General features: G+C 66.3%; 20 protein-coding genes. 10 read left to right on the top strand and 10 right to left on the bottom strand.

Translation table 11 applies throughout. The annotated features are described in order from the left end of the window. Positions 1-57: 57 nt before the first annotated feature. From MUH00_RS02670 to MUH00_RS02660, 3 genes are all read left to right on the top strand, one after another. On the top strand, positions 58-1023 hold the full coding sequence (locus MUH00_RS02670) for an alkaline phosphatase family protein (RefSeq protein WP_247002230.1): 966 nt from the start codon (positions 58-60) through the stop codon (positions 1021-1023). A 93-nt stretch (positions 1024-1116) separates the two neighbouring features. Further along, positions 1117-2034 (top strand): glycosyltransferase family 2 protein, encoded by a 918-nt coding sequence (locus MUH00_RS02665; protein WP_247002229.1) that lies wholly within the window; start codon positions 1117-1119, stop codon positions 2032-2034. After that, positions 2031-3215 (top strand): sulfatase-like hydrolase/transferase, encoded by a 1185-nt coding sequence (locus MUH00_RS02660; protein WP_247002228.1) that lies wholly within the window; start codon positions 2031-2033, stop codon positions 3213-3215. The genes MUH00_RS02665 and MUH00_RS02660 overlap by 4 nt, the downstream gene beginning before the upstream one ends. A gap of 55 nt (positions 3216-3270) precedes the next feature. Here MUH00_RS02660 and MUH00_RS02655 read toward each other — a convergent pair whose 3' ends face one another. Then, positions 3271-4188: an alkaline phosphatase family protein gene (locus MUH00_RS02655; RefSeq protein ID WP_247002227.1), complete on the bottom strand. Its 918-nt coding sequence runs from the start codon at positions 4186-4188 to the stop codon at positions 3271-3273. Positions 4189-4530: 342 nt separating this feature from the next. Between MUH00_RS02655 and MUH00_RS02650 the strand changes: the two genes are divergently transcribed. Next, positions 4531-5973 (top strand): lipopolysaccharide biosynthesis protein, encoded by a 1443-nt coding sequence (locus MUH00_RS02650; protein WP_247002226.1) that lies wholly within the window; start codon positions 4531-4533, stop codon positions 5971-5973. A 111-nt stretch (positions 5974-6084) separates the two neighbouring features. Here the strand turns inward: MUH00_RS02650 and twy1 are convergent, their stop codons facing one another. From twy1 to glpK, 5 genes are all read right to left on the bottom strand, one after another. Beyond that, positions 6085-7113: a 4-demethylwyosine synthase TYW1 gene (gene twy1, locus MUH00_RS02645; RefSeq protein ID WP_247002225.1), complete on the bottom strand. Its 1029-nt coding sequence runs from the start codon at positions 7111-7113 to the stop codon at positions 6085-6087. Positions 7114-7242: 129 nt separating this feature from the next. Further along, the gene (locus tag MUH00_RS02640; RefSeq protein WP_247002224.1) at positions 7243-7542 is read right to left on the bottom strand and encodes a hypothetical protein; all 300 of its coding nucleotides are present in this window, start codon (positions 7540-7542) and stop codon (positions 7243-7245) included. Positions 7543-7605: 63 nt separating this feature from the next. Then, the gene (locus MUH00_RS02635) at positions 7606-8286 is read right to left on the bottom strand and encodes a phosphoglycolate phosphatase (RefSeq protein ID WP_247002223.1); all 681 of its coding nucleotides are present in this window, start codon (positions 8284-8286) and stop codon (positions 7606-7608) included. Positions 8287-8395: 109 nt separating this feature from the next. Continuing rightward, on the bottom strand, positions 8396-9520 hold the full coding sequence (locus MUH00_RS02630; RefSeq protein ID WP_247002222.1) for a DUF7973 family transport facilitator: 1125 nt from the start codon (positions 9518-9520) through the stop codon (positions 8396-8398). Beyond that, positions 9517-11061 (bottom strand): glycerol kinase GlpK, encoded by a 1545-nt coding sequence (gene glpK, locus MUH00_RS02625; protein WP_247002221.1) that lies wholly within the window; start codon positions 11059-11061, stop codon positions 9517-9519. The genes MUH00_RS02630 and glpK overlap by 4 nt, the downstream gene beginning before the upstream one ends. 310 nt (positions 11062-11371) lie before the next feature. Here glpK and glpA point away from each other — a divergent pair, with 310 nt between their 5' ends. Genes glpA through MUH00_RS02605 form a run of 4 tightly spaced genes read left to right on the top strand, consistent with a single transcriptional unit; the run spans position 11372 to position 16985 of the window. Continuing rightward, on the top strand, positions 11372-13093 hold the full coding sequence (gene glpA, locus MUH00_RS02620) for an anaerobic glycerol-3-phosphate dehydrogenase subunit GlpA (RefSeq protein ID WP_247002220.1): 1722 nt from the start codon (positions 11372-11374) through the stop codon (positions 13091-13093). A gap of 1 nt (position 13094) precedes the next feature. Continuing rightward, positions 13095-14483, top strand: a complete 1389-nt coding sequence (gene glpB / locus MUH00_RS02615) for a glycerol-3-phosphate dehydrogenase subunit GlpB (RefSeq protein WP_247002219.1) — start codon at positions 13095-13097, stop codon at positions 14481-14483. A gap of 34 nt (positions 14484-14517) precedes the next feature. After that, positions 14518-15831, top strand: coding sequence for an anaerobic glycerol-3-phosphate dehydrogenase subunit C (locus MUH00_RS02610; protein WP_247002218.1), 1314 nt, complete (start codon positions 14518-14520; stop codon positions 15829-15831). Continuing rightward, the gene (locus MUH00_RS02605) at positions 15828-16985 is read left to right on the top strand and encodes a Cdc6/Cdc18 family protein (RefSeq protein ID WP_247002217.1); all 1158 of its coding nucleotides are present in this window, start codon (positions 15828-15830) and stop codon (positions 16983-16985) included. Before MUH00_RS02610 ends, MUH00_RS02605 begins: the two co-directional genes overlap by 4 nt. 102 nt (positions 16986-17087) lie before the next feature. Here MUH00_RS02605 and MUH00_RS02600 read toward each other — a convergent pair whose 3' ends face one another. Further along, positions 17088-18014, bottom strand: coding sequence for a DUF368 domain-containing protein (locus MUH00_RS02600; RefSeq protein WP_247002216.1), 927 nt, complete (start codon positions 18012-18014; stop codon positions 17088-17090). Between the two features lie 121 nt (positions 18015-18135). Continuing rightward, complete coding sequence (locus MUH00_RS02595; protein WP_247002215.1) at positions 18136-21117, bottom strand: oligosaccharyl transferase, archaeosortase A system-associated; 2982 nt, start codon at positions 21115-21117, stop codon at positions 18136-18138. A gap of 165 nt (positions 21118-21282) precedes the next feature. Here MUH00_RS02595 and aglG point away from each other — a divergent pair, with 165 nt between their 5' ends. Beyond that, on the top strand, positions 21283-22242 hold the full coding sequence (gene aglG, locus MUH00_RS02590; protein WP_247002214.1) for a glucosyl-dolichyl phosphate glucuronosyltransferase: 960 nt from the start codon (positions 21283-21285) through the stop codon (positions 22240-22242). A 36-nt stretch (positions 22243-22278) separates the two neighbouring features. On the opposite strand, the gene MUH00_RS02585 is transcribed toward aglG, so the two are convergent. Together MUH00_RS02585 and MUH00_RS02580 are read right to left on the bottom strand one after the other, a co-directional pair. After that, positions 22279-23463, bottom strand: coding sequence for a glycosyltransferase (locus tag MUH00_RS02585; RefSeq protein ID WP_247002213.1), 1185 nt, complete (start codon positions 23461-23463; stop codon positions 22279-22281). Between the two features lie 85 nt (positions 23464-23548). Further along, the gene (locus tag MUH00_RS02580; protein WP_247002212.1) at positions 23549-24568 is read right to left on the bottom strand and encodes an alkaline phosphatase family protein; all 1020 of its coding nucleotides are present in this window, start codon (positions 24566-24568) and stop codon (positions 23549-23551) included. A 201-nt stretch (positions 24569-24769) separates the two neighbouring features. On the opposite strand from MUH00_RS02580, the gene MUH00_RS02575 reads away from it, so the two are divergent. After that, positions 24770-25717, top strand: coding sequence for an alkaline phosphatase family protein (locus MUH00_RS02575; RefSeq protein WP_247002211.1), 948 nt, complete (start codon positions 24770-24772; stop codon positions 25715-25717). The last annotated feature ends 201 nt before the right edge of the window (positions 25718-25918 follow it).

The raw sequence follows: 25918 nt of genomic DNA, 5'->3' as shown, positions 1-25918 counted from the left end.
GTCGGGAGCGTCGTATCCGCGGAGACGTCCGGAGCCGCTTCGGGAGGTGGTCGGCTGATGGGCGTCGGCCGATTCGTGCGACGGCTCCCGGACCGCGGCGTTCGACGATCGATGAAGATCGTCTACGAGTGGCTCGGACGGCAGCTGTGGATGGGCGACTTCGCCGACGAGACCGTCTTCGACCGCGAATGGGACGTGCTCGTCCTGCTGGACGCCTGTCGGGTCGACCTGATGGCCGACGTCGCCCCCGAGTACGAGTGGCTGCCTTCGTCCGAGGCCGTCGAGGCGGGCGCGATCGACTCGGTCGCGGGCTCGTCGAAGGAGTGGATGCGCCGGACGTTCGATCCCGAGCGTACGGATCCGGCCGAACTCTCGCGGACGGCCTACGTAACCGGGAACCCGTTCTCCGCGGAAGTCCTCGGTGACGACCACCCGCTCGGGCTGCTCGACGAAGTGTGGCGGTACGCCTGGGACGACGACCTCGGCTCGATCCGACCCGAGCCGATCACCGATCGGACGATCGACGCCCGCCGCTCCGGCGAGTTCGATCGCGTGGTCGTCCACTGCATGCAGCCCCACGTCCCGTTCCTCGATCGGCCGGACCTGCACGCGGGCTACCGGCCCGAGGAGTGGGGATCGCCGGATTCGGTCGTCGACGCGGACGAAACGGGGCTGAACGTGTGGGGCCGCGTCCGGGACGGGGACCTCGAGCGAGACGAGGTGTGGGCGGCCTACGCGGACAACCTCCGCCTCGGCCTGGACGCGGTCGACGCGCTTCGGCACAACGTTGACGGAACCCTGGTAGTGAGTTCGGACCACGGGAACGCGCTGGGCGAACTCGGCATCTGGGGCCACCCCGACAAGCCCGTCTCGAGCGTCCGGCGGGTGCCGTGGATCGAACTCGAGGCCCGCGACGAGGGGACGAGGGAGTCGACGCTCGAACCCGACGCGATCGACGAGGACGGACGACCGATCGACGTCGACGTCCAGGATCGCCTGGCGTCGCTCGGCTACAGGGAGTGAGATGCGGATACAGGACGTGAGAACGATGCGACCACAGATAACACCGCGAATGGAACGGCGAGACGACACGGATCGAACGGAGGTGAGAGCACGGTGACGAACGCGAGCGTCGCCCTCGGCGTCAAGGTCTTCAACCGAACCGAGAAGCTCGAGGCGCTCCTGGAGTCAGTCCCCGATGGCGCCTACGAGACCGTCTACGTCGCCGACGACGGGCGGACGGAGGAGCGCAGCCACCTCTACGATCGGGAGTGGCCGTTCGACCTCGAACTGCTCGACCTGCCCTACGACGCGGGTCTCGGCCCCGGTCGCAACGCGATCGTCGACGCGCTCTCCGAGGAGTATTTGACGATCGTCGACAGCGATCACGAGGTGCCGCCGAACGCGGACGTCCTCGCCCGCCAACTCGAGGAGCGACCGGAGTTCGGCGGGATCAGCGGCCTCCTGCTCGAGCACGGCCGGATCCAGGGTCTGTGCCACGACCTGTTCGAGGAGGGTAACGTGCTGATCCGCGATACGGGATCGAAGACCGCCGAAACGGTCGCGGAGTACCCGCTCGTGGAGTTCGACTTCGTGCCGAACATCACGACGTTCCGTCGGGACTGTCTCGAGGAACTGGCCTGGGACGAGAACTACGTGATCGGCCGCGAGCACCTCGACTTCTTCGTCGCCCACTGGCGGGAGACCGACTGGCGGTTTGGCACCTGTCCCTCGGTGTTGTTCCCCCACCGCCCGGGCGGCGGAGCCGAGTACGAGGGGAACCGACACGATCCCGCGAAGAACCTGGCGAGCGAGTCCTACTTCCGCGAGAAGTGGGGGTACGACCAGATCGTCGCCCGCGAGTTCTGGCTGGGGAACCAGTCCGTCGACAAACCGCTCGCGATCCTCGACCGCGACGTCTCGGTCCCGACGTGGCTGGGGGCGAAGGTGATGGACCTGCGCGACGCGCGGTTGCGCCTGGCGGCCGCGACGCTGAATGCAAGCGCCCTGCTCCCGGAGGTGGTCCGTCGATGACGCCCCAGTTGGTCCGGACGGAGCCGGGAACGGACTCGAACTCGACCGGCACGCCCCGGCGGACGCTGCTGGTCACCGTCGACTCGCTGCGCGCCGACCACTTCGACGAGCTGGAGCGGACGAGGAGCTACCTCGATCGCACCCACCCGCGGACGTTCGCGACGTCGACGGCGACCCTCGGGAGCTTTCCGGCGATCGTTGGCGGCGAGTACGCGACCGGTGGCGGTCTCAACGAGGGGACGAGCGTCGCCCGCCGGTTCGATCGCCGCTGCGTCGGGATCACGACGAACCACCTCCTCTCGGCCGAGTACGGCTACGACGAGGGCTTTGACTCCTTCGCCTCGCCGAAAGGCGGCGGGGAGACGCTGAAGGACAAGGGGGCGATCCTGCTCGATCGCGGCACCCTCGCGTACGACGTCGCCAGCTGGGGCTGGAACCGCTACCAGGCGCTCCGGAGTCGGTTCCGCAAGATCGAGAAGTCGTTCCGGCCGGCCGACGACGTGATCGAGTCGTTTCTCGACGCGGTCGAGGACGCCGATCGATCGGGGAACGACGGCGACGGGTGGTTCGGCTGGCTCCACTTCATGGAACCGCACCATCCCTACGACCCCAACGGTGCGAGCGTCGGCCGCGCCGAGGCGCAGCGAGTGACCCGCCGCGTGCTCTCGGGCCGGGGCTCCGCGGCGGACGAGGACCTCGTGCGCGAGCTCTACCGTCGGGAGGTCGTCGAACTCGATCGGAAACTGGCGCGGCTCTGGGAGGCGATCCCCGACGAGACGCGGGTCGTCTTCTGTGCGGATCACGGCGAACTCCTGGGCGAGGACGGCCTGTGGGGCCACCCCGGCGAAATGCGCCCGGAACTGCTCCGCGTGCCGTTCGGGACGCGAAACGCGCCCGAACTCGGTGACGTGGTCTCGCTGATCGACGTGCCGACGATCCTCGTCGGGAGCGAGCACGGCATCGGGACGCTCGATCGCGAGGTGGCCTTCGCCGCCTACGGCGAGCACAAGGCGGCGATGAACGCGGACCACCTGGCGAGCGCGGCGGGGACGATTCGACTGGTCGACGGCGACCCGGCGAGCGACCCGGCGCTCGAGCGCAAGCTCGATCGATTCGAGCCCGAGTACGTGATCAAGGAGGACGCGCTGCAGGAGGACCTCGAGGATCTGGGGTACGCCTGAGTATCGTCCGAACAGCCGAGCGTCGAACCCTGGTTTTCGAGCGTCCCGGCGGTCGTCACTCGAGGTAGCCGAGTTCGCGGAGTTGCTCCTCGGTCGTGTCCATCACCGCCCGCCGATCGGCGTCGCGTCCCTTGTCGGCCCGTTCGTCGACCCAGTCGCGGATATCGTAGACGGATTCGGGCGGCTCCGACAGCGTCGTCGACGCGAGCGCGCGCCAGCTGTGCAACCCCGGCTCGTCGTCGCCGTCGATCCACTCCACTTGCATCCCGTGGTCGGAGACGATCAGGAGGTCGCCGACCCGGTCGCGAAGCGACCCGACCATCGCGTCGACGCGCTCGTACACGTCTCGAAGCCGATCGGGGTGGGAGGCGAACGTGTGACCGGCGGCGTCGAGGACGTGCATGTGGATGCCGGCGACGGCGACCTCGGCCTGCGCCATCCCCTGCAGCCAGCCGAGTTCGACGCCGGCATTGCCGTACAGCCGGCGCCACAGTTCGGCGTCGGAGAGCTCCCCGTTCGAGGCGAGGTTGAACCAGTGCCACGTCTCGCTCACGTGCTCGCCCGGGGTCACGCCGGGCCACCAGCGGACGACCCGCCCCTCCGGTTCGAACAGGTGCGAGTGAGACGTCTGTCGCATCGCCATTCCGGCCCCGTCGTCGTCGTTATCGCCTCGCAAGCGCGTTCCGATTGCGACGCGCACGTCCTTCGGCAGGACGTACGGCGCGACCTTGCTCGCGTACTCGAGCAGGGGATTTCGCCAGTCCTGGTGTTCGCCGGTCGAAAGCAAGCCGTGGTCCTCCGGATGGGCACCCGTCGCGGCCGACGTCCAGACCTCGACCGTGTTCGGGTACCTGTTCGAGTAGGCGAACGTCTCCAGTTCGCGGTGGTTCTCCAGTAGGAGGTTGTCGCAGTTCCAGTCGCGGGCGAGTCGGTAATCGGCGGCATCGAGGGCAACGATCCCCAGCGTCGACATGGGACGACGAACCACGACCATGAGCATTAAGGTCGGGGATACTAGTCCGTTACCCTCCGAATTACTCCCGGCAGGAGCACTATCGGCGCACATCGATCGGCGTCGGTTCCGCTCGCTCGTCGTCTCCGAGACGTCCGTGCGGTGGAAAGATGCGACACACTGATGGGGGCGAACGGTGCACTCTCTCGTACCTCGTTTCGTGATCTCCATGGTGACGCACTCGATCGTACGTCCCGACGCTTCGCGTCGACGAACCGCGGCCGGTCGACGCCCCGCGCTCGTCGACCGGGCACTCGAGGGGCACACCGACGGTCGGCCAACACGCCGGCGGATTCGACGCGCATGACGGACGCCTCGACGGTCAGTCTCGGCAGCGAGACGGTGAAGGGAACGATCGCCAAGTTCGTGATGGCGGCGATCGGATTCGCGGGAACGATCGTCTTCGCCCGCGCGCTCGGACCGACCGGCTTCGGGGGCTACTACCTCCTCTACTCGCTGATCCGCATCGCCGATCGGGCGGTCAACGGATGGGCGACGGCGGTCCTGAAGCGGTACTCCGAGGCCGACGCGCCGAAGCGGGAGCTGATGGGCGGACAGGCCTGCTTCACGGTGGGGTGGGTGGCGCTGACCGGCGCGTGCTGTTTCGTCGCGGCGGAGTGGTTGATCTCGTACACGGGACTGCCCGAGGCGCCCGTCCTGTTCGTCGTCCTGATGGCCGCCGTCACGATCTACGACCCGCTGGATCGCGTCGTTCAGGCGCGCGGGCGCATCAGCGCCTCGATGTGGGTCGACACGTTTCGATCGCTGCTCACGTTTCCTTTCCAGCTGGCGCTCGTGCTTCTCGGACTCGGCGCCGCCGGCATGGCCTACGGACTCGCTGGCGCGACGATCCTGACCGTTCCCGTCCTCTGGTACTTCGTGCGGACGCCGCCGACGGTTCCCACCCGCGACACGCTGGCGAGCCTCTGGCGGTACGCGAAGTACAGCATCCCGAACTCGTTTCTGGGGCAGGCCTACGATCGGTTCGACATCCTCCTGCTCGGCTTCCTCTTGGCGCCCGCCGCGGCCGGCCAGTACGAGGTCGCGCTGAAGCTCACGGTGCCGGCGACGTTCGTGATGCTGGTGGCCCAGAGCGGGTTGATGGCTCGCGTCAGCAACCTGCACAGCCGGGACGAGGCGGTGAGCGACGACGTCTCGAACACGCTCGCGTTCTCGAGCATCGTCGCCATCCCGATGTGTTTCGGCGCCGCCGCGATGCCGGAACTCCTCGTCGTGACCGCGTTCGGCCCCGAGTACGCCGAGGCCGCGTCGCTGCTCCTCGGCCTCGCGGTGTTCCAGGTCGTCAGCACGCAGAGCGGGCCGCTTACGAGCGCCATCGGCGGGATCGATCGTCCGGAGATCAACACGCGGATCTCGGCGCTGACGCTCGCCGTCAACATCGCCCTCGGCGTGGCGTTGACCCTCGCGTTCGGCGCGATCGGGGTCGTCGTCGCGACGGTGATCGCGGAGACGATCCGATACGTCCTCTCCGCGCACGTTATCAAACGGGAGCTGCCGGACGTCGTGTTGGTCCCGCGGACCCTCCTCGAACAAGTCGCGGCGTCGGTGTTGATGTTCGTCGTCGTCGTCTCCCTGGTACGGGCGATCGCGATCGACGAGTGGTACGTATTGCTCGGCGTCGTCGCCGTCGGCGCGGCGGTCTACGCGGCCGTCTTGGTCGCGATCAGCCGCAAGCTCCGCGTGACGATCCGGGGCGTCGTCGGCAGCTCGCGACTCGGGTCATAGCGATCCGTCGGGCACGCGACCGCCGCCGATCGGACCGCAGCCGTCGCGTTCCGACCGACCGGCGGTCTGCGGCAGTCGATCGACGGGTGGCGGCCGACGATCGGCCGCCGATCAGTCGCCGATCACCGGGTCGCGCGCCCAGAACTCGCTGTCCTTCTTCAGCTTGGGCACCCACGTGTCGCTGGTCTTCGAGAGGAGGGCGACGCGGGAGGCGGGAACCTCCTTACAGGTCGTAAACTCGGGCATGTACTCCCGGACCTCCTCGGCGAACTCCGCGACTTCTTCGTGGTCGGGCATCGACGATCGATCGAGTCGGCCCCGGGAGTGGCCGACGTGCATGTACGCTTTGAGTTCGACGAAGTCGGGGTCGGCCTGCTGGTAGAAGCCGGCGTACCAGTCGGGGTGGTGCACGTTCTCGCCCTTGACGAGGGTCGTCCGCAGGACGGTCCGAGTCTCGTCCTTTTCGGCGAGGACGGCCATCGTCTCCAGGAGGCGGTCCCAGGCGTCGTCCTCCATCGCCTTGACGACCCGATCGAAGGTGTGGCGTTCCGGCGCGTCGACGCTGACGTACAGTTGCGTGGGATCGCACTCGCGGAGCACCTCGGGACGGGTGCCGTTCGAGACGAGGAAGGTGGTGATGTCCCGATCGTGGAAGGCTTCGATGAGTTCCGGCAGGTAGGGGTAGAGCGTCGGCTCGCCGTCCAGCGAGATAGCGACGTGGCGCGGTTCCATCGCTTGGTCGAAGACCTCGCGCGGGACCTCGTCGTTCCCGCCGAAGCCCGAGAGGAGTTTCTTCTGGAGGTCGATCGAGGCGTCGACGACGGCCTCGGGGTCGTCCCACTCGACGTCGTCCAGTTCGTAGGCGTGGCCGTTGTGGTCGCGCCAGCAGAAGACGCAGCGCTCGTTACAGCGGACGACGGGCGTCATCTGGATGCAGCGGTGGGACTCGATCCCGTACCAGATGTTCTTGTAGCACTTCCCCTCGCCGCGCAGGGCGTTGGCGGTCCAGCCGCAGGTTTGTGCGGCCGTGTGGTTCTCGCTGTGGTAGTTCGGACTCGAAACCTGCGCCGGTCCGCCGTCCGACCCGCCCTCGGCGCCGTCGGACGTCCCGTCTCCCCCGGAATCCGCGGAGTTGCTCATGTTGACGGTCGTTGGACGGGCGCCGACAAAAGGCGTATGGTATGCGCGGTTCGGAGCGAATGAAGTGAGGGAGAACCGCGATGAAGCGAGCGGCTCGCGCCGACCGGGTGCGACGCCGGCCGATCGGCGCTATTTCCGATGCGGAAGCTGCCCCGGTTCCGGCGGCTCGTCGTCCTCCGTCGCGACCTCCCGCTCGAAAGTGTACAGCACCGGCCCCGTGTTGGCGGTTAGGATGACGCCCGTCATCGGCGCCGCGTCGACGAACAGGAAGAGGTAGAATCCGACCGCGATCGTCCCCGCCGTGACCGTCGCCCAGAACAGGGGGTGGCCGATATCGAGGCGCGTCGCGTCCCGGTAGACGTACCCGAACGCGCCGATCGTCAGTGCGAGACCGACGATCGCGATCAGCGCCGTCGCCAGTGGTCCCATGTGGAATCCTTCGGGAGCCGACGCAAAAGCGTTCCGCGTTTCGAAGCCGCCGACGAGACGTCGCTACGCCGAGCGCACGCGATCGAGCACCGAAAGCGTCCCGTCGGCGTGGGGAAGATCGACGACCTCGTCCGCGGCCGACTTCGCGGACTCGTCGGCGTTCGAAACGGCGAAGCTCCGCCCGACGACCTCGAACGTCGAGACGTCATTGACGGAGTCGCCGATCGCCACGCAGTCGTCGAGATCGAACCCGACGTGGTCGGCGATCGTCGCGACGCCGTCGCCCTTGTTCGGACTGGTGTCCTTCACGTGGTAGGCGTACCCCGTATCGACCACTTCGAGGCCGTGCTCGGCGGCGATCTCGCGCAGCGGGCCGATCGGCTGCTCTAAGTTCACGGCGATCTCGGTCTCCCGCCACCGGTTGACCGTATTCTCCTCGCCCCAACCGGGCGAGTAGCCCCGCGCTCGGTACTCTTCGACGACTGCCTGGGCGGCCTCGCGATCGGCGGTGAAGAACACGTCGTCGCCGGTGTAGACGACGCCGCCGTTCTCGGCGACGACGAGTTCGGGGATCCCGACGAAGTGACAGAGGGCGACGGGATAGGGGAAGGCTTTCCCGGTCGCGATCACGACGGGCGCGTCCCAGTCGCGGATCGGGTCGAAGACGCGGGGATCGATGCCCCACCTGTCGGGGCGCGTGAGGGTGCCGTCGACGTCGAGGACCAGCGGCGGATCGACAGTCATATCGTTCGGTCGGTGATCGACCGCCTAAAACGATCGGTTCGTCGCCGTCGCGCTCGTGCGATCGCGCAAAAACCCCGCGCGCAGCGAGAGAGTCGAGGTCAGCGGGCGATCAGAACCACGGGACCCACACGGTGTGCGGGAAGACGCCGAGGGCGTACATGATCGAGACCACGAAGGTCCCGAAGACGATCGCCGCCGCCGGCGGGTCCCAGTGGGTATCGCCGTGGGCGTAGAACACCCGCTGGAACAGCTCGCCGAACAGCGCGCTGATCACGCCGAAGACGAGACCGACGAGTAGCGCGACCTCCAGGGGCTGGGCCGCGAGGAGCGCGCCGTCCTGGTAGGTGACGAGGTTCGGATCGAAGAACTCGCCGCTGCCGCCCCAGTCGTAGACCGACATCGCGGCCGTCGAGGCGGGCAGGGTCATGTGGTGGGTCACGGGGATCTGTTCGACGCCGCAGTTGAGGAACACCAGCGTCGCGGCGCTGATCCCGAACGCGAGGAACGCGCTTTCAGTCGAGATGGCGACGTATGCGCCCAGCAGCCCCGCGACGGCGCCGATCGCGGCGACGTTGGCCCACTTGTACTGGTGGGGCAGCCACGGTTCGACCGCGAAGCGGCCGGTTTGGGCCGCGGCGGCGGGCGCGGCGTCGGCCTGCGCTTCGGCTTCGCCGCCGTCGGTCGCGACGTCGGCGGCGGGGCGGCGCTCCTCGCGCTCGAAGGGCGTCATGTCGAGGATGCCCGAGCCGCGGACCTTCCCGATGATGCTGTAGCCGAGTATCAGCCGGTGGAACAGCGCCGAGAGGACGACGCCCATGGCGATCGGGTCGTAGGGCATACCGCCCACGAACTGGGCCGAAATCGTGGTCAGCCAGTAGCCCAGAACGCCGAAGGCGCCGCCGACGGCCAGCACGTCGGGCTTGGTCCCGAGCGCGAAGGCGATGTTCTTCGCCTCGTGGTAGTCGAAGCCCGTGTCGATGTAGCCCCGCCGAGCCGCGTACGCCGTCGCGGCGGCGCCGCCGGCGAAGCTGATCGCCGGCGAGAACGGCGGCCCGAAGGCGACGTTCGCGGTGATCGCGTCCGCACCTTCGACGCCCGTGATCGCGGCGGCCTCGCCGGCGATCACCATGAAGCCGGTGAAGATGAACGCCGGCAGCGCGCCGAGCGCCGCCCCGAACGCGCCGCCGCCGAAGGCGGCGATGATCTCCGCGAGATCGAGGAGCTGGTCGATCATTCGCTACCACCGTCTCTCGCCCAGTCGCGGGAACGATCGACCGCGTCGTCCCAGCGGCTGTACATCTCGTCCGCCGCGCCTTCGTCCATCTCCGGTTCGAACTCGGCGTCGACCTGCCAGTTGTCGCGGAGGCTGTCGACGTCCTCCCAGTAGCCGACGGCGAGGCCGGCCGCGTACGCGGAGCCGAGCGCCGTCGTCTCGTCGACGACCGGGCGGACGATTTCCGAGCCGATGATGTCCGACTGGAGCTGGCAGAGGAAGTTGTTCTTGACCGCGCCGCCGTCGACCTTCAGCGACGTCATCTCGATGCCGGAGTCGGCTTCCATCGCTTCGGTTACGTCGCGGGTCTGGTAGGCGATCGACTCGAGGGTCGCGCGGACGACGTGCTCTTTGCGCGTGCCGCGGGTCATCCCGACGATCGTGCCGCGGGCGCGTTGGTCCCAGTGGGGGGCCCCCAACCCGGTGAAGGCGGGGACGAGATAGACGCCGTCCGTCGAGTCGACGCTGCGCGCGAGTTCGGCCGTCTCGGCCGGGTCGTCGATCAGCGTCATGTCCTCGAGCCACTCGATCGCGGCGCCGGTGATGAAGATGGCGCCCTCGAGGGCGTACTGGACGGGCTCGCCCGACCGCTGGAACCCGATCGTCGTCAGCAGACCGTGTTCGCTCTCGACGGCCTCGTTGCCGGTGTTCATTAGGAAGAACGACCCCGTGCCGTAGGTGTTCTTCGCGTCGCCGGCGTCGAAGCAGGTCTGGCCGAACAGCGCGGCCTGCTGGTCGCCGAGCGCCCCGGCGACGGGCACTTCGGCTTCGAGGAACCCGTCGGGGTCGGTCGACCCGTAGGTCTCCTCGTCGCTGGAGGGACGGACTTCGGGCAGCATCTCGCGGGACACCGAGAACTCCGCTAAGAGCTCGTCGTCCCACTCGAGGTCGTGGATGTTGTACAGCATCGTCCGGGACGCGTTCGTGACCTCGGTGATGTGGTTGCCCGTGAGGTTGTAGATGAGCCAGGTGTCGATCGTGCCGAAGAGGACCTCGCCCTGTTCGGCGCGATCGCGGATGTCGTCGGGCCGCGCCCGCTCCATCTTGATCGGATCCGCGTTGTCCAGCAGCCACTCGGCTTTCGTCGCCGAGAAGTAGGCGTCGGCCTCGAGGCCGGTCTTCTCGCGGATGGTCCCGACCATCCCCTCGGCCTCGAGTTGCTCGACGCGATCGGTCGTGCGCCGATCCTGCCAGACGATCGCGTTGTGGACCGGTTTCCCGGAGTCGGCGTCCCACAGCAGCGTGGTTTCGCGCTGGTTCGTCACGCCGAGCGCCTCGAGCTGTTCGGGGCTGATTCCCGCCTGTCCGAGCGCCGTCGTGATGACGCTTTTCGTGTTCTCCCAGATCTCCATCGGGTCGTGTTCGACCCAGCCGGGTTCGGGATAGATCTGTTCGTGTTTCTCGTATGCGTTGGCGACGACTTGCCCCTCGTGGTCGAAGACGATGAACCGGGTACCGGTCGTCCCCTGGTCAACTGCGCCGACGTATGTGTTATCAGTCACTTCTGGTCACCCCTTTCGGAATTCACGCGATGTCTTTACTGCCGGTCGCGTGCTATTGGTAAACAGTAGCGACTATCATTATAAATGTTTCCGAAGACCCCATCGAAATGACATAATATACGTTATAATTACGGGGGAAGTGTGAGTCGTATTGGCCGGATTTCGGGGTATTCACGGATGCTGGAACGGTCGCATCGCGGACAGAGATTTTCTGCCGATCGAGACCGGTCGCGATACATTCCGTTTGTTATGGGTATTCGGCCAGCGCCGATAAAATAAAGACGGAGGCCTCCTAGGTGAGAGTGAAGGGATGGCACAGAACACCGAGGTCCTCGTCCTCGGGGGCGGATCGACGGGCTGTGGTATCGCCAGGGATCTGGCGATGCGCGGGCTCGAGGTCACGCTCGTCGAGCGAGGCAATCTGACAGGCGGGACGACCGGCCGGATGCACGGCCTCCTCCACAGCGGCGGTCGGTACGCCGTCTCCGATCGGGCCAGCGCGACGGAGTGTATCGAAGAGAACGAAGTGTTGCGGGAGATCGCCGGTCACTGCGTCGAGATGACCGGTGGGCTGTTCGTCCAGCGCCCCGAGGACCCGGACGACTACTTCCGGGAGAAACTCGAGGGCTGTCGCGAGTGCGACATTCCGGCGCGCGCCCTCTCGGGACGGGAGGCCCGCGAGGTCGAGCCGTACCTCGCGAAAGACGTCAAGCGCGCGATCGAGGTCCCCGACGGCGCGGTCGACCCGTTCCGACTCTGCGTCGCGAACGCCATCGACGCCGAGAACCACGGCGCGCGCGTCGAAACTCACGCCGAGGTCGTCGACCTGCTTCGCGACGGCGACGACATCTACGGCGCGAAAGTGCGCCACGACTCCGGCCCGGGCAAGCGCACGCACAGAACGCCCGGGACCACGGAGGAGATCACGGCCGACTACGTCGTCAACGCGACGGGCGCGTGGGCCGGCCGGATCGGCGCGATGGCCGACCTGAACGTCGAAGTGCGCCCCTCGAAGGGCGTCATGACGATTATGAACGTCCGGCAGGTCGACACGGTAATCAACCGCTGCCGGCCGAAAGGCGACGCTGACATCATCGTTCCCCACGAAACGACGGCGATCCTGGGGACGACCGACGAGGAGGTCGAGGATCCGGACGACTACCCCGAGGAGCAGTGGGAGGTCGACCACATGATCGACACCCTCTCGGAACTCGTCCCGATCATGTCCGAAGCGCGGACGATCCGCTCGTTCTGGGGCGTCCGCCCGCTGTACGAGCCGCCGGGAACGGGGACCACCGACCCGACGGACATCACGCGGGATTTCTTCCTGCTCGACCACGCCGATCGCGACGGCGTCGCCGGCATGACCAGCATCGTCGGCGGGAAGTTCACCACCTACCGGATGATGGCCGAGCAGATCTCGGATCACGTCTGCGAGAAACTCGGCGTTCGCGCCTCCTGTGACACCGCGACGGAGCCCTTACCCGGCAGCGAGGACCGCTCGGTGCTCGACGACGGCATGGACTCGTTCGGGCTACGATCGCCGATCGCCCGCCGGAGCAGGCAACGGCTCGGCAGCCGCGCGCGCGAGGTGCTCGACACGAACGAGGCAAACCCCGTCATCTGCCAGTGCGAAGGCGTCACCCGCGCCGAGATTCAGGACGCAATCTCGCAGTCCGGCTCCGACCTCAACGCGATCCGGATTCGGACGCGCGCCTCGATGGGCAACTGCCAGGGCGGCTTCTGCTGTCAGAACATGGCGAACGAGCTCCACCCCGAGTACGACGAGGCGACGGTTCGAGCGGCCCTCGACGAGCTCTTTCAGGAGCGCTGGAAGGGCGAGCGCCACGCCCTCTGGGGCGAGCAGCTCTCACAGGCCATGCTCAACTACGCGCTGCACGCGACGACGATGAACCGCGATCGCGATCCCGCGAACGCGACCGAGAGCGATCCGGTCGAGTACTCGGCGTTCGACGGCGGCCGCGCGAGAGCGGAACCGCACGCCGACGGCGGACGCGACGGAGGGCGCTGAGATGGCGATCGAAGACGACGTCCTCGTTATCGGCGGCGGCCTCGCGGGAGCGACGGCCGCGCTCGCGGCCGCGGACCGCGACGTCTGCGTTCGGCTCGTCACGTTCAAACAGAGCACGCTCCGCCACGCCAGCGGCCTGATCGACGTGCTGGGGTACGCGTCCGGCGTAAACGGGCCGCTCGTCGATCCCTTCGACGCGATCGCCGATCTCCCCGATAGCCATCCCTATCGACGCGTCGGGGAGGAAACGATCCGGGACGCGCTCGCGTTCTTCGACCGGATCGCCGGCCCCGCGTACGAGGGCGGGCACACGGATACGAACGCGCTCGTACCGACCCACGGCGGGACCGTCAAACCGACCGCCCGCTACCCCGCGTCGACCGCCGCCGGCCTGGCGAGCGATCCGCGGGACATGCTCCTGGTCGGCTTCGAGACGCTGGCGGACTTCGACGCCCCGCTCGCCGCGGCCCACCTCGACGCGGCCGGCGTTCCCTTCGAGGCTCGCGGCGTGACCCTCTCGTTCCCCGGCATCCGTCGGGACGACGCGAAGATCACCCGCTATTCGAACCTGCTCGACCGGGAGGAGACGGTCGAAACGGGGACCGGGTCCGCGACCGCCCGCGAGGCGCTCGCGGAAGCGATTCGCCCGCACCTCGCGGACGAGTCCCGCGTCGGCTTTCCGGCGATCCTGGGCGACGAACACGCGGACGAAGTGCGCGCCGATCTCGCGGCCGCGATCGGCGCCGACGTATTCGAAGTCCCGATGGGGCCGCCCAGCCTCCCCGGAATGCGACTCGACGATCTGCTGTACGCCGCCCTCGAGGACGCCAGCGTTCGCGTGACCGCGGGCGTGCCCGTGATTGACTACCAGACGAACGGGACCGGCGCCGATCGGATCGATCGCGTGATCGTCGACCGGAACGGGACGGAGATTCCCCACCGGGCCGAGCAGTACGTGCTCGCGACGGGGGGACTGGTCGGTAAGGGGATCCGGTCGGACCGCAGCGTCGAGTCCGGCTCCCGTGACGACGACGTCCGAACCGACGGGGTCGAACCCGCCGACGCCGGCGGATCCGCCGCGACGGAGCGATCGGGCGTCGTCTTCGAACCGATCTTCGACTGTTACGTGCCCCACGCTCCCGATCGGTACGACTGGTTCGTCGACGACGCCTTCGGCGAGCACCCCTACGCACGGTTCGGACTCCCGGCCGATCGGGAGCTGCGGCCGCTCGACGCCGATGACGAGCCGGAGTTCGAGAACCTGCGAGCCGCGGGCGCGGTGCTCGGCGGCTACGACTACGCGGCCGAGAAGTCCGGCGCCGGCGTCTCGCTCGCGACGGGCTACGCCGCCGGTCGCCGCGCCGGCGACGAGGTGGGGTACCGACCATGACCGATCGACAGACGAGCGGATGTGAGGTGATTCGATGAGCGATGCAGAACGACCGACCGACGACCACGTACCGGGAAGCGACGACTTCGAGCCGATCCAGGTCTTCCCCGAAGCGGAGGACATGGACCTCCGACCGGGCGCGGACAACTGTTATAAGTGCTCGACCTGCGACACCAACTGTCCGGTGGCGGAGGTCGACGACGAGTTCCCCGGCCCGAAGTTCCAGGGACCCGAGCAGTGGCGGCTCAAGCGCCAGGAGGACCACGACATCGATAGCTCGGTGATGAAGTGCTCGAACTGCATGCGCTGCGACGGCGCCTGCCCCTCCGAGGTGCCGCTGTCGCAGATGCACAACGCGGCTCGGGGCGAGTACGTCGACGAGCACATGGACACGTTCTCCCGCGAGTACGTCCGCAACCGGATCCTGGCGAACTACCGTCGACTCGCGCCGCTGGGGGCGGCCTTCCCGCGGACGGCGAACTTCGTGATGGGCCTGTCCGTCACGAAGTGGATGGGCGAAAAATTGCTCGGCATCACGGGCGAGCGGGAGTTTCCGGAGTTCGCGACGCAGACGTTCCGGGAGTGGTGGGCCGAACGCGGCGGCGCGCAGGTTCGAAACGAGAACAAGCGCATCGCCTACTTCCACGGCTGCTACTCGAACTACAACACCCCGCAGGTCGCGAAGGCGCTGGTTCGAGTCTACGAACGCTTCGGCTACGAGATCATGGTCCCCGAGCAGTCCTGTTCCGGCACGCCGATGTTCGCGAATGGGATGTTAGACGACGCGCGCCGGGCGGCCGAGACGAACGTCCGCGAACTCGGCGCCGCGATCGAAGACGGCGCCGACGTCATCGCCTCGTGTAGCTCGTGTTCGATGTCGCTCCGCCAGGAGTACCCCGAACTGTTCGACTTCGATGACACCGAGACCGTCGCCGAGAACACCTGGGACGCGATCGAGTACCTCCGGGTTCACGAAGATCTCGAGGCCGCGCTCGAGGGGACGTCCGTCGACGGCGAGCGGTACGCCTACCACGCGCCGTGTCACTCGCGCAACCAGGGACTGGACGGACAGACGGTCGAACTGATGGCCCTGATCGACGGCGTCGACGCCGAGGACGTCGGCGACTCCTGTTCCGGCATTTCCGGCACCTACGGCTGGAAGGCGGAGAATTACGAAACGTCCATGAAAATCGGCGAGGAAATGTTCGAGCACATGGACGCCGCCGACGCTACGACCGGCCTCACCGAATGTCCGACCTGTTCGATGCAGATGGAACACGGAACCGGCTACGAGATCACCCACACGCTCGAGGTACTCGAGGACGCGCTCGTCGGGACGAAGGAATGAACCTGCAGGAACGGATCGCTCGTCGGCGGTCAGTCCACCAGGGCCGGGCGGTCGTCGTCGATCGCGAACACCTCAGCCCGGTGGTTCACCGATCCGAGCCGGTCGGCCGCGGTCCCGTGCTCGAACAGTTGCTCGACGAACTCGAGCCGGTGTTCGACGGGGGCCTCCCGCCGCCGGTCGCCGTCGTCGGGCCGGCGGGGTCCGGGACGTCGGCGATCGTCACCGCGCTGTTCAACGCGATGAACGAACGGTTCGGCGAATCCTCGCAGGCGATGGGAACGACGACTCGCGGCGGCAGTTCGGGCCCGGTGACGTGGTTCGTCTACGTCGACGCGCGCCGCGTCGACAGCGCCTTCGCCTTCTACAGGGCCGTCCTCTCCGTCGTCTCGAGCGACACCGTTCCGGAAAGCGGCGTCGGCACCGACGACCTCCGCGATCGCCTCTGCGACCGCCTCTCACGGCACGATCGACGCGCGATCGTCGCGATCGACCACCACGACGAACCGGAGACGCTCGCCTACGGTCGGGTCCGCTCCCTGCTGGAACCGGCCGCCGAGAGCGTCACCGCGATCGCGGTCGGTCAGCGCGAACCCGACGAGTGGGACGGACCCACCGTCACCGTGCCGGCGTACCGCCAGCACGAACTCGTCGACGTCGTCACCGATCGAGCGTCGACGGGACTGGCCGCGGGCGCGCTCGACCACGAATTCGTCCGCGAACTGGCCGAGTGGGCCGACGGCAACGCGCACGACGCGCTCGCGGCCCTGTTCGGGGCCGCGATCCTCGCGAGCGACGAACGGAGCGCTCGGATCGACGCCGGCCACCTGGAGGCGGCGATGGCCGACGTCCCCGAGAACGGGGTTCACGTCGACCGGGCGCTCGCGCTCCAGGAAACGCGCCAGCACGTTCTGTTGGATCTCATCTCGGTCGAGTCCGCCGGTCGGCCGATCCGCGAGGTCGCGGCCGACATCGCGGGCCGATCGTCGCTGACGGCCGGGACCGTCAAACGATTCCTCTACGAACTCGCCGATCGCGGCGTGATCGAGCGCGTTCCACTGCCCTCGAGTGGGAGCGGGCGCCGTCCCAGCACCGTCGAACTTCGATTCCCGACGATCGCCTTTCGGGCGTTAGCCTCCGTCGCGGACGACGCCTGACCGGCGTTCGATCTCTCGTTTTGCGTCCCGCGAACGATCCGGTGTGCCTATCGACGGCTGAAAGAGTGCCGGGGGTCGAACGATCCGAGAGCGGATCGAGCGCTAGTACTCCAGATCATCCGTGTACCGATCGACCAGCAGGACGGCTGCCGCGCCGACGACGGCCGCGAAGAGCGCGACGCCGAGCGTTCCGCCGGGCGTGACGCCGAGTCCATCCTCGATTCTGGCGATCGGCAACCCGAGCGCGCCGACCATCAGACTCACGAGGAACGCCAACGTCGTCTGCCGGTACCGATCGAGCGCCCGGCGGACGACGTGAGCCATCGTAAACAGCCCGAGTACCGCCCCGACGCCGAAGATCGCGACGACCGTTCCGGTCTCGACGACCGGCGCCAGCGGATCGCCGTTCAGCGCGCCGAGAACGCCGTCGACGAACCGGCTCAGGGTCCCGGTCATATACTCGTACTGACCGAGCACCAGCAGGAAGAACGATCCGGAGACGCCCGGGAGAATCATCGCACAGATCGCGATCGCGCCGGCGAAAAAGACCATCGCCGGTCCGTGCGACGTGGCGCCCGCGGTGACGCCCGTCACGGCCGCCGCGAAGACGACGGCCGCAACGGAGACCGCGACCCGCCACGCGGTCCACTCGTCGATCTCGCCGTAGAGGACGATCGCCGAGGCGGCGATCAACCCGAAGAAGAAGCCGTACGTCGGAACGGGGTACTCGGCGGTCGCGACGTGCATGACCCGGGAGAGCGTCACGATCGCCGTCGCGATCCCCAACCCCAACGCCAGTAGAAACGGCGCGTCGATTCGTTCGAGTTCTGCCTGGAGCGCCGCCCGCCCCTCCGGCTCGTGAACGCGGCGGATCGCTCCGAATCGGCGCGGATCGATCGCCGTGATCGCGGCGATCAACCGATCGTAGATCCCGACGATGAGCGCGATCGTCGCCCCCGAAACGCCGGGGACGACGTCCGCCGATCCCATCGAGAATCCCTTGCAGTAGACGACGAGAAGTTCCCGCATCGTGCTGTGGTATTCCGGACGCCCTCAAAAGGATTCCCACTTTCCGGACGCGGTGACCGGAGGGTCGAAATCGCGGGACCGGACGCCCGCGCTACGAGCGATCGAGTCGATCGAACCGGGATCAGGACGCGACGTCGACCGCGGGCGAGACGACGCGTTCGGCGGTCGCGTTTCCGGCGTTCGCGCTCTCGTTGCTCTCATTGCTCTCGTTGCCGGCTCCGTCGTTCGCGCCGTCGGTTTCGTTTCCGCCGTCGGTTTCGTTTCCGGCGTCAGTCTCGTTCCCACCGTCGGTTTCGTTTCCGTCGTCGATTTCCGGGGGATCTTCGACCTCTTCGAGAGTCACCTCGACGGTCTCTCCCTCGACGACGGCCGTTTCGGGGACCGCGGTCTGTCCCGCGTACTGGCCTGCGACCACGGTGTACTCGCCCATCGCCTCGACGGAGCTGTTCGTGTAGCCGTCTTCGACGCCGAGTTCGTCGTTCGTCGCGTACGGGACGGTCAGTTCGAAGCTCCCGTCGGCCTGCACGGTCGCCTCCTGGACGTAGGTGAAGTTTCCGCCGCCGGTCCCGCGATCGAGTTCGACCTGGGCGTAGACGGACTCGCCCTCGGGAACGCCCTCGGCGGTGCCGGTGATCGTCGCCCCTTCGACGCGCTCGAACGTCTTTATCGCGCTGGCCTGTCGAACGTCGAAGATCTGCAGTTCGATGCCAGGGATCCGCTGAAGGAAGGCGTACCGCTGTTGGATCTGCCGCGGCGTGCCCCGCTCGTTGACGTAGATTTGGGGATCCCACTTGGCCTCGTCGGCCGGCACCCCGTTGGACAGCGACCTCAGGTCCTGAGTGAGCACGTTCCCGGTTTCGGCGTTTACGAACGCGTAACTCGTGAACGCCATCGTGTACGCGTCGTTCTCGTGGACGAGCCGGTAGTGTTCCATCCCGTTCGCGTCCCCGAAGTAGAGCCGCGACTGCATCGTATCGTCGTACGGCAGCGAGGCGTTCGCGAGTTCCTGGGCGGAGATCGACTCGCCCCTCTCGAATCCGTCGGGGGTTACGTAGTGGTTGTAACCCGGTCCGGCCCACTGGGTGATCGCGCTGAACTTTCCGCCGGCCATCTGGTCGTCGATCATCACGTACCGGATCTCCTCGTCGGTGCCGTTGGCCTCCGCGACCGCCGCCTCGAGGTCTTCGTTCTGGTAATTCCGCCAGCGTACGTCCGCCCCGGAGGCGATCGCGTCGAGGATCAGTTCGCCCTGTTCCTCGGATTCGGCGGTGAGGTACGCCGACGACGAGCGGGCGTTCTGCTGGAACGGGTTCGAGTGCGGGATCCGCTCGCCCTGTGTCGTGATGAAGTGGCCGTAGTCCCACCAGGACATCACGCCGTAGGCGCCGTTGGGATAGTCGTAATCCCCGTCGGCGGGATCGTAGGTGCCGTAGTAGTCGAGTTCGCTGGCATTCCCGGCGCCGCCGTAGTTCCCGGGCTCGGGCGTGTTCTCCGCGAGCCAGTGGGTCGACTCCTCCCAGACCTCGGCGCCGGAGTGCGGCTGTGCGGTCTTGCCGCGGTCGACGACGGTCGTGCCCGCGGCGGCGAGCGGCGGGACGAGCGGCGCGAACACCAGCAGGACGACCATGAAGACCACGATAACCTGGTAGGTTTCGATCTCCCTGAGCGAATCCACGCCGCCTCGAACGTCGAGACTGAACAGGCGCACGACGTCAGCGACGAAGACGGCGTTGACGATCGCGACCGCGAGCACGAGGTAGTACGCGAAGCGGACCTGCGTTGCGGCCATGCTGATCAGGAACAGCGTCCAGACGGCGATAAGGGTGTACTCGGCGCGAAATTCGCGACCGAGGAGCGGACGCGCGACGAGCAGCGCGAGGCCGACGAGCATCGTGTAGAACGCCGCGCCGAACTCGTCGAAGACGTACTGCGAGAGGAAGTTCTCCGGCGGCTGCGCCTCCTGGATCGTCAGCGTCCCCGTCCCCGGATTAAGCGGGATCAGGCGACTCGTAAGGTTCCCGATGAACGTCTCGTAGAGTCCCGGGAGCGCGAGCCACATGACCGCAACGGCTGCGATCGCGATCCCGACGATCGTCGCCGGGTAGTACCGGGGTTCGAGGCCGCGGGCGCTCCACTCGCGGGCGAGCCAGGCCATGAAGACGCAGCCGGCGGCGACGAGGAGCGCGGTGAGCGGCTGGAGGTAGCTGAAGCTCGTTACGCCGATCCCCGATCGTTCGATCAGCAGCGCCGTCACGACGGCCGTGACGCCGAGGCTGACCGCGCCCACGAAGGCGACGTGATCCGGGGAGACGCCGCGGAGGTAATCGAGGCAGAGCTGAACGGCGAAGAAGACGCCGAAGATGCCGATCAGGAGGACCGCCGCCGGCCAGACCCAGATGTACAGCGCGAGCGCAAGCCCGGCGAGAGCGCTGTACAGCGCCGGCGTCCGGAGGGCGCCCCAGTCTTTGTCGACGATCAGTTCGTAGATCGGCTGTTCCCGCTCGGCGACGCCGAGCGCGACCATCATCGCGACGACCGCGATCGCCATGAACAGCGTCTCGCCGACGTGGTGGTCGAGCTGTCCCACCGTCGATCGGGCGAAGAACTGGCCGGGGGTAAGCGCGAGGATGACCACGGAGACGAGTCCGCCCATCGTGCCGCCGAGTCGGCGACCGCCGTAGAAGACCGGAACCGCGGCGAGCGCGGCCATCGTCGGGATGGCGAGGAGGGCGACCGAGTACAGCGTCTCGGTCGACGGATCGCCGAACCCGACGATCATCGCCGCGGTGACGATGAGCTGGTCGAACAGGGTCCCGAACTGGCCGACGTACTTCCCGGTCGGGAACCCGGTCCAGATCTCGTAGGGCATCGTTTGCGGGTAGTTCTCCGCGGTCCACTTGATCGTCCGCCAGTGATACCACGAGTCGATACCCGCCAGGGCAGGCGAACCGTCGTCGGTGACGAAGCGGTCGTACGCCTGGGTCCGCACCCAGATCATAAACAGCATCACGACTCCGACCACGGGGAGGTGATACCAGTCCTGCCACGCCTCGAGGACGGACGTTTCCGTTCCCTCCTCGACGTGTTCAGTGTCGGTACTCATTAGCTTGCACCAGACCGAACCCAAGAATAAGTCTTTTTATATACGCGTGATCGGTTTGATAACCGGGCCCCTAATCCGGCGGCCGCGCTGAACGAATCGCTCTCGAGTCCGTCGCGACTGACTGAACGAAAAGGCTTATTCTTCGTTCCTCGCAACCACTCGCCGATGAAGGTCTCCGTCGTCATCTGCACGTACGCGATGGAACGCTACGACGTCTTCTCCGAGTGTGTCGACAGCGTTCTCGATCAAACGCACGAGCCGCTGGAAGTCGTCATCGTCGTCGACGGAAACGAACCGGTTTTCGATCGGGTCTGCGACGATTACGGGGACCTCGACGACGTCGTCATCCGCTGCAACGAGGAGAATCAGGGGATCTCGTACAGTCGGACCCGGGGCGCCGAAATCGCGACCGGCGACGTCGTCGCGTTCATCGACGACGACGCGGTCGCCGAGCCCGACTGGGTCGCGGAGTTGGTTCGCGCCTACGATGAGACCGACGCGATCGCGGTCGGCGGCCACGCGAAACCGGATTGGGTGGCGCAGAAGCCGGACTTCTTCCCGGAGGAGTTCTACTGGCTCGTCGGCTGCGACGAACGCGGAATGGGCGAGCACATGGAGGAGTTGCGGAACACGTACGGATCGAATATCTCCTTCCGGCGAGACGTCTTTCTCAGCGTCGGCGGGTACGACGAGAACACGGGGCGGAAAGGCGACAAGCACATCCAGGCCCACGAGGCGCCGGTCTGCATCCGGATGGCCGATAAGTACGGCAAGGGCGTGATCTACAACACGAACGCGGTGGTAAATCACAAGCTGTTCGAGTATCGCGGCGACTTTCGGTGGCTGGTGTTTCGATCGTTCTGGCAGGGCTACTCGAAACGGATCATGGACCTGCTCCTGCCGGAGGCGAAAGACGACAAGAACGAGTACCTGAGGCGGCTGCTGCTGGAGTTCGTTCCCGATCGAGTGACGGATCTCGTGCGGCGACCGTCGGCACCGAAGGTGGAGCAACTGTTGGCGATCTTCGTGTTCACCGGCGCGGTCGGCCTCGGCTACCTCTACGGGCTGTTCGAGGTCGATCGAGCGGAGCTGATCGCCAGCCGAGACGCCGTTGGAACCGAGTAACCGCCGAGAGACCGTTCCGCGAGCGATCGACCGGCGTTACCGATCGTCGGACAGGTAGTCGACGTACCACGGCGGGGTCGTGTCGGACGTCGAAACGGCCTCGGCGACCGCGTCGCGGATTCCGTCGTGAAACGCCTCCACGGAAAACCGATCGGCGAACGACGCGATCTCCTCGTCCGACCACCGCACGCCCTCCGTTTCGAACCGGCGAACGGTCTCCGTCAGCGAGGGGCCCGAGTCGCCGTCTCGCGCGTGCCGGTAGCCGTTCTTCCCGTCGACGACCTGGTACTGCGTCATCCCTTCCCGGACGCCGAGTACGGGCGTTCCCGCCGCTAACGCCTCGACGGGTGCGATCCCGAAGTCCTCGTCGCGACCGTTGAACACGAACGCTTTCGCGCCGGAAAGAAGCGTCCGTTTCTCCGCCTCGTCGACGAAGCCGAGGAACTCGACGTTATCCTTCGCGATCCGCTCCAACCGATCGCGCTCGGGGCCGTCTCCCGCGATCAGCAACCGTTCGTCGAGGTCGTTGAACGCCCTGACGATGCCGTCGATATCCTTGTGCCAGTCGAGCCGAGAGAGCGTGAAGTAATAGTCCGCCGTCGGGGCGTCGCTCGGGGAGTACGTCCGGGTATCGACGGGCGGATAGACGACGCGGATCTTCTCCTCCGGGACGCCCCAGTACCGGACGACGCGTCGCTTCACGATCTCGGAATTGACGACGAACAGGTCCGGTTTGTGCGTGTTGTGATCGAACGCGACGCGGATCGCGTAGTGGGCCAGCAGTCGCGCCTTCTCGAACGGCTTCGATTCGACCTCCGCGAGCTGGTCCGACTGGCGCCGGTTCGTGTGGTGGATGTAGGCGACCCAGGTCTGATCGTCGGGCGGAACGTAAAACAGCGGCTCGTTGCCGCTCGTAACGAGGACGTCGTACTCTCGCAACGGCGAGGCGAGCTGCCAGCCGAGCAAGTGGGCTACCTTTCGGAACGGCCCGCCGCGTTCCAGCGCGCGGTTCAGCCAGTCCCCCGCGATCAGTTGTCTCGCCTCGACGTCGTCCGGTTCGATCGATTCGTCCCGCCACCCCGCGTAGAACGGCGCGTCGTCGAACACCCGTGCGAGCTCCCACGCGAGCCGATCGCCACCGCCGTTGGCGTGTTCGCCCCAGTGGGCGACGACGAGGTCAGCGGCTGACGATGTTCGATTCGCTTCAGGCTCGTCTGTCATTGCTCCAGTGGTTCAGTGCCAGGGACAAATCGTTCACGACTCAAGTGCGCCGATGAGCGAAGCGTCAACCGGCAGTGTATCCGGTTCACATCCGATAGCCGAGCGCCTCAAGTTGCTCCTCAATGGCGGGATCCGTCTCGGTTTCGGATGGCGGATCGAAGGAGGGAGAGTAGGTACCTTCGTCTGTTGCCGTGGTCTCGACCCATGGGACGGTCCGAACCTTCGGGTGGAGACTCCCCGTTTTGTGACCGTACTCCCAGTACTCGCCGAAGGCCTCGCCGTGGTCCGCGGAGATCGCGACGGTCTCTGCGTCGACGTTCTCCAGTAACAGTTCCACGTCGTCGAGCACGTATCGAAGTTCGTCGAGGTACGTCTCCCAAATCGTTTCGTAGTCGCCCGTCTCGCCGAGGTATCCCCACCAGTCGTACTCGTACCGGTAGAGCTCGTCGCGGCCTTCGCGGAGGGCATTCACCACGTACGGCGGATGCGGCTGGAGGTAGTGGAGGATCACGCGGTCGAGGTCGTCGCGTCTCCCGACCTGAATGCCGCGGTCGGTTACGTACCGGGGCGGCGTCCCGCCGCCCTCATGACCTAGGGGTCCCGGTTCCCCAACGGGTTCGTACCGGTAGAGATATTCGAAGTGGCCGAGAGCGTCGACATCGACCGTCGGAATTCGCCTGAGGAGTCTATAGGTCAACTGTTCGTCGCTGATTGAGGCTGACTCGTGATGTCTGTTTCGCAGGATCCGCTCCGGAAACACGTTCGCCGACAGATACCCCGTTCGCCGAATCTCGTCCTCGTACTTCTCGACGAAGGTTTTGGCGATCCACTCGGGTGATCGACCGCCGACCGAACGGATCGAGCCAACATCGGGGATGAAGTCGTACTCGGGAGCGACGGCCTCGAGTGCATCGACCCGGCAAGTATCCAGAATAATCAGTAGGTCCCACTCTCGGGAAAAAACGTTTGTCCCGATCGTTCGTTTCGTGTTCGCGTAGGTAGCGGGGATCCGATAGCAGACCTCGTAGAGCGTCTCGTCGACCGCCTGCCTCGGGTATTTGAAGGCTTTCTTGACGTTTTCGAGCGTTACGTTGTGTTTCAGCATGAGATCGGCGCGTAGTGGTGAGACTGTATCAGTCGTTCTTAAGGATTCTCCTATTCCGAAATCCGGAGTCGAGACCGTCGTACGCTAGCCGGTGAATCGCCCCGCTCACGAACGGGCGGCGGATCGCATCCCGTCGACGGCGCCAGATCGACGTCCCCAGCAACCAGTACGTTATTAGTGTCGACCTGTCTCTGACCCACTATGGCCCTGCGCCACCACCTCCGAAAAGCTCGAGAGATCCTCTCGAACGAGGGGCCCCTCGAGACGGCCAAAAGCGCGATCAGGTTCGTCCCAATCGAGGTAAACAACTACATCTTTCGGCTGCGACACGGCAGTGGCACGTACGTGATGGACGAGGACTGGGACAATCTCCTTATCCTCGACGCCTGTCGGTACGACATGTTCGCCGACCAGATTGATCTCGACGGGGCGCTCGAGCCGCGGATTTCGCTCGGTTCGAGCAGCGAGGAGTTCCTCGAACGCAATTTCGACTCGCGCGCCTGTCACGATACGGTCTACGTCAACGCGAACCCGTACATTCCGCGACTCGATCTCGACAGGGGGACGTTTCACGCCGTCATTAATTGTCTCGAAGACTGGGATCCGGATCTGGAAACAGTTCGCCCCGAAACAGTCGCGGACGCAGCGCGGGACGCACACGAGTCGTTTTCGAACAAGCGGCTCGTTGCCCACTTCATGCAGCCACACCACCCGTTCATCGGAGAGACGGGACGCGACCTGACCGGGACCGGACTTTCCATCGATTCCGACGGCGAACGGGACACCGTTATCTGGGAATATCTCGAGTCCGGTGACGCTGACGCCAGCCTCGAGACGGTCTGGGCAGCTTATAAGGAAAACCTGGATATCGTCCTCGCGGAAGTCGAGTCCCTTCTCGAGGATCTCGAGGGAAAGACGGTGATAACGGCAGATCACGGGAACCTCTTAGGCGAACGCCTGTCACCGATACCGTCGCGTCGAAAGTACGGGCATCCGTACGGAGTCCACACCCCCGAACTCGTCCGCGTCCCGTGGTTCATTTGCGAGGGATCGGAGCGACGTGACATTCGGTCGGACCCGCCCGTCGAAAGCGAACGAGCGTCCGATTCGGAGATCGAAAAGCGGTTGGAGGCGCTGGGATACAAATAAGCGCGACTGTCGGCGATCGTCATTTTAGACGGGCCATCTACCAATCAGTCAATATTTATAGGGATACGTGGCTACAGTCCGGTAATGAACGGGTACGAGTTGAGTCTCGAAAACATCTGGAAAGGGTTACGAAATCCGTCCCGCGTTCTCGATAATATCGTTCTCGATTACGTCTACCGAACCCCCGCGATCGTCGCCAAC

It is taken from the genome of Halosolutus gelatinilyticus, from assembly GCF_023028105.1.
Taxonomy (GTDB): domain Archaea; phylum Halobacteriota; class Halobacteria; order Halobacteriales; family Natrialbaceae; genus Halosolutus; species Halosolutus gelatinilyticus.
This window is presented reverse-complemented; position numbering and strand designations above follow the sequence as displayed.

What these genes read in the sequence shown, in the direction of transcription:
- MUH00_RS02670 (WP_247002230.1), top strand. Translation starts at nt 58, where the DNA reads ATGGGCGTCGGCCGATTCGTGCGACGGCTCCCGGACCGCGGCGTTCGA.
- MUH00_RS02660 (WP_247002228.1), top strand. Translation starts at nt 2,031, where the DNA reads ATGACGCCCCAGTTGGTCCGGACGGAGCCGGGAACGGACTCGAACTCG.
- MUH00_RS02655 (WP_247002227.1), bottom strand. Translation starts at nt 4,188, where the DNA reads ATGTCGACGCTGGGGATCGTTGCCCTCGATGCCGCCGATTACCGACTC.
- MUH00_RS02650 (WP_247002226.1), top strand. Translation starts at nt 4,531, where the DNA reads ATGACGGACGCCTCGACGGTCAGTCTCGGCAGCGAGACGGTGAAGGGA.
- twy1 (WP_247002225.1), bottom strand. Translation starts at nt 7,113, where the DNA reads ATGAGCAACTCCGCGGATTCCGGGGGAGACGGGACGTCCGACGGCGCC.
- MUH00_RS02640 (WP_247002224.1), bottom strand. Translation starts at nt 7,542, where the DNA reads ATGGGACCACTGGCGACGGCGCTGATCGCGATCGTCGGTCTCGCACTG.
- MUH00_RS02635 (WP_247002223.1), bottom strand. Translation starts at nt 8,286, where the DNA reads ATGACTGTCGATCCGCCGCTGGTCCTCGACGTCGACGGCACCCTCACG.
- MUH00_RS02630 (WP_247002222.1), bottom strand. Translation starts at nt 9,520, where the DNA reads ATGATCGACCAGCTCCTCGATCTCGCGGAGATCATCGCCGCCTTCGGC.
- glpA (WP_247002220.1), top strand. Translation starts at nt 11,372, where the DNA reads ATGGCACAGAACACCGAGGTCCTCGTCCTCGGGGGCGGATCGACGGGC.
- glpB (WP_247002219.1), top strand. Translation starts at nt 13,095, where the DNA reads ATGGCGATCGAAGACGACGTCCTCGTTATCGGCGGCGGCCTCGCGGGA.
- MUH00_RS02610 (WP_247002218.1), top strand. Translation starts at nt 14,518, where the DNA reads ATGAGCGATGCAGAACGACCGACCGACGACCACGTACCGGGAAGCGAC.
- MUH00_RS02605 (WP_247002217.1), top strand. Translation starts at nt 15,828, where the DNA reads ATGAACCTGCAGGAACGGATCGCTCGTCGGCGGTCAGTCCACCAGGGC.
- MUH00_RS02600 (WP_247002216.1), bottom strand. Translation starts at nt 18,014, where the DNA reads ATGCGGGAACTTCTCGTCGTCTACTGCAAGGGATTCTCGATGGGATCG.
- MUH00_RS02595 (WP_247002215.1), bottom strand. Translation starts at nt 21,117, where the DNA reads ATGAGTACCGACACTGAACACGTCGAGGAGGGAACGGAAACGTCCGTC.
- aglG (WP_247002214.1), top strand. Translation starts at nt 21,283, where the DNA reads ATGAAGGTCTCCGTCGTCATCTGCACGTACGCGATGGAACGCTACGAC.
- MUH00_RS02585 (WP_247002213.1), bottom strand. Translation starts at nt 23,463, where the DNA reads ATGACAGACGAGCCTGAAGCGAATCGAACATCGTCAGCCGCTGACCTC.
- MUH00_RS02580 (WP_247002212.1), bottom strand. Translation starts at nt 24,568, where the DNA reads ATGCTGAAACACAACGTAACGCTCGAAAACGTCAAGAAAGCCTTCAAA.
- MUH00_RS02575 (WP_247002211.1), top strand. Translation starts at nt 24,770, where the DNA reads ATGGCCCTGCGCCACCACCTCCGAAAAGCTCGAGAGATCCTCTCGAAC.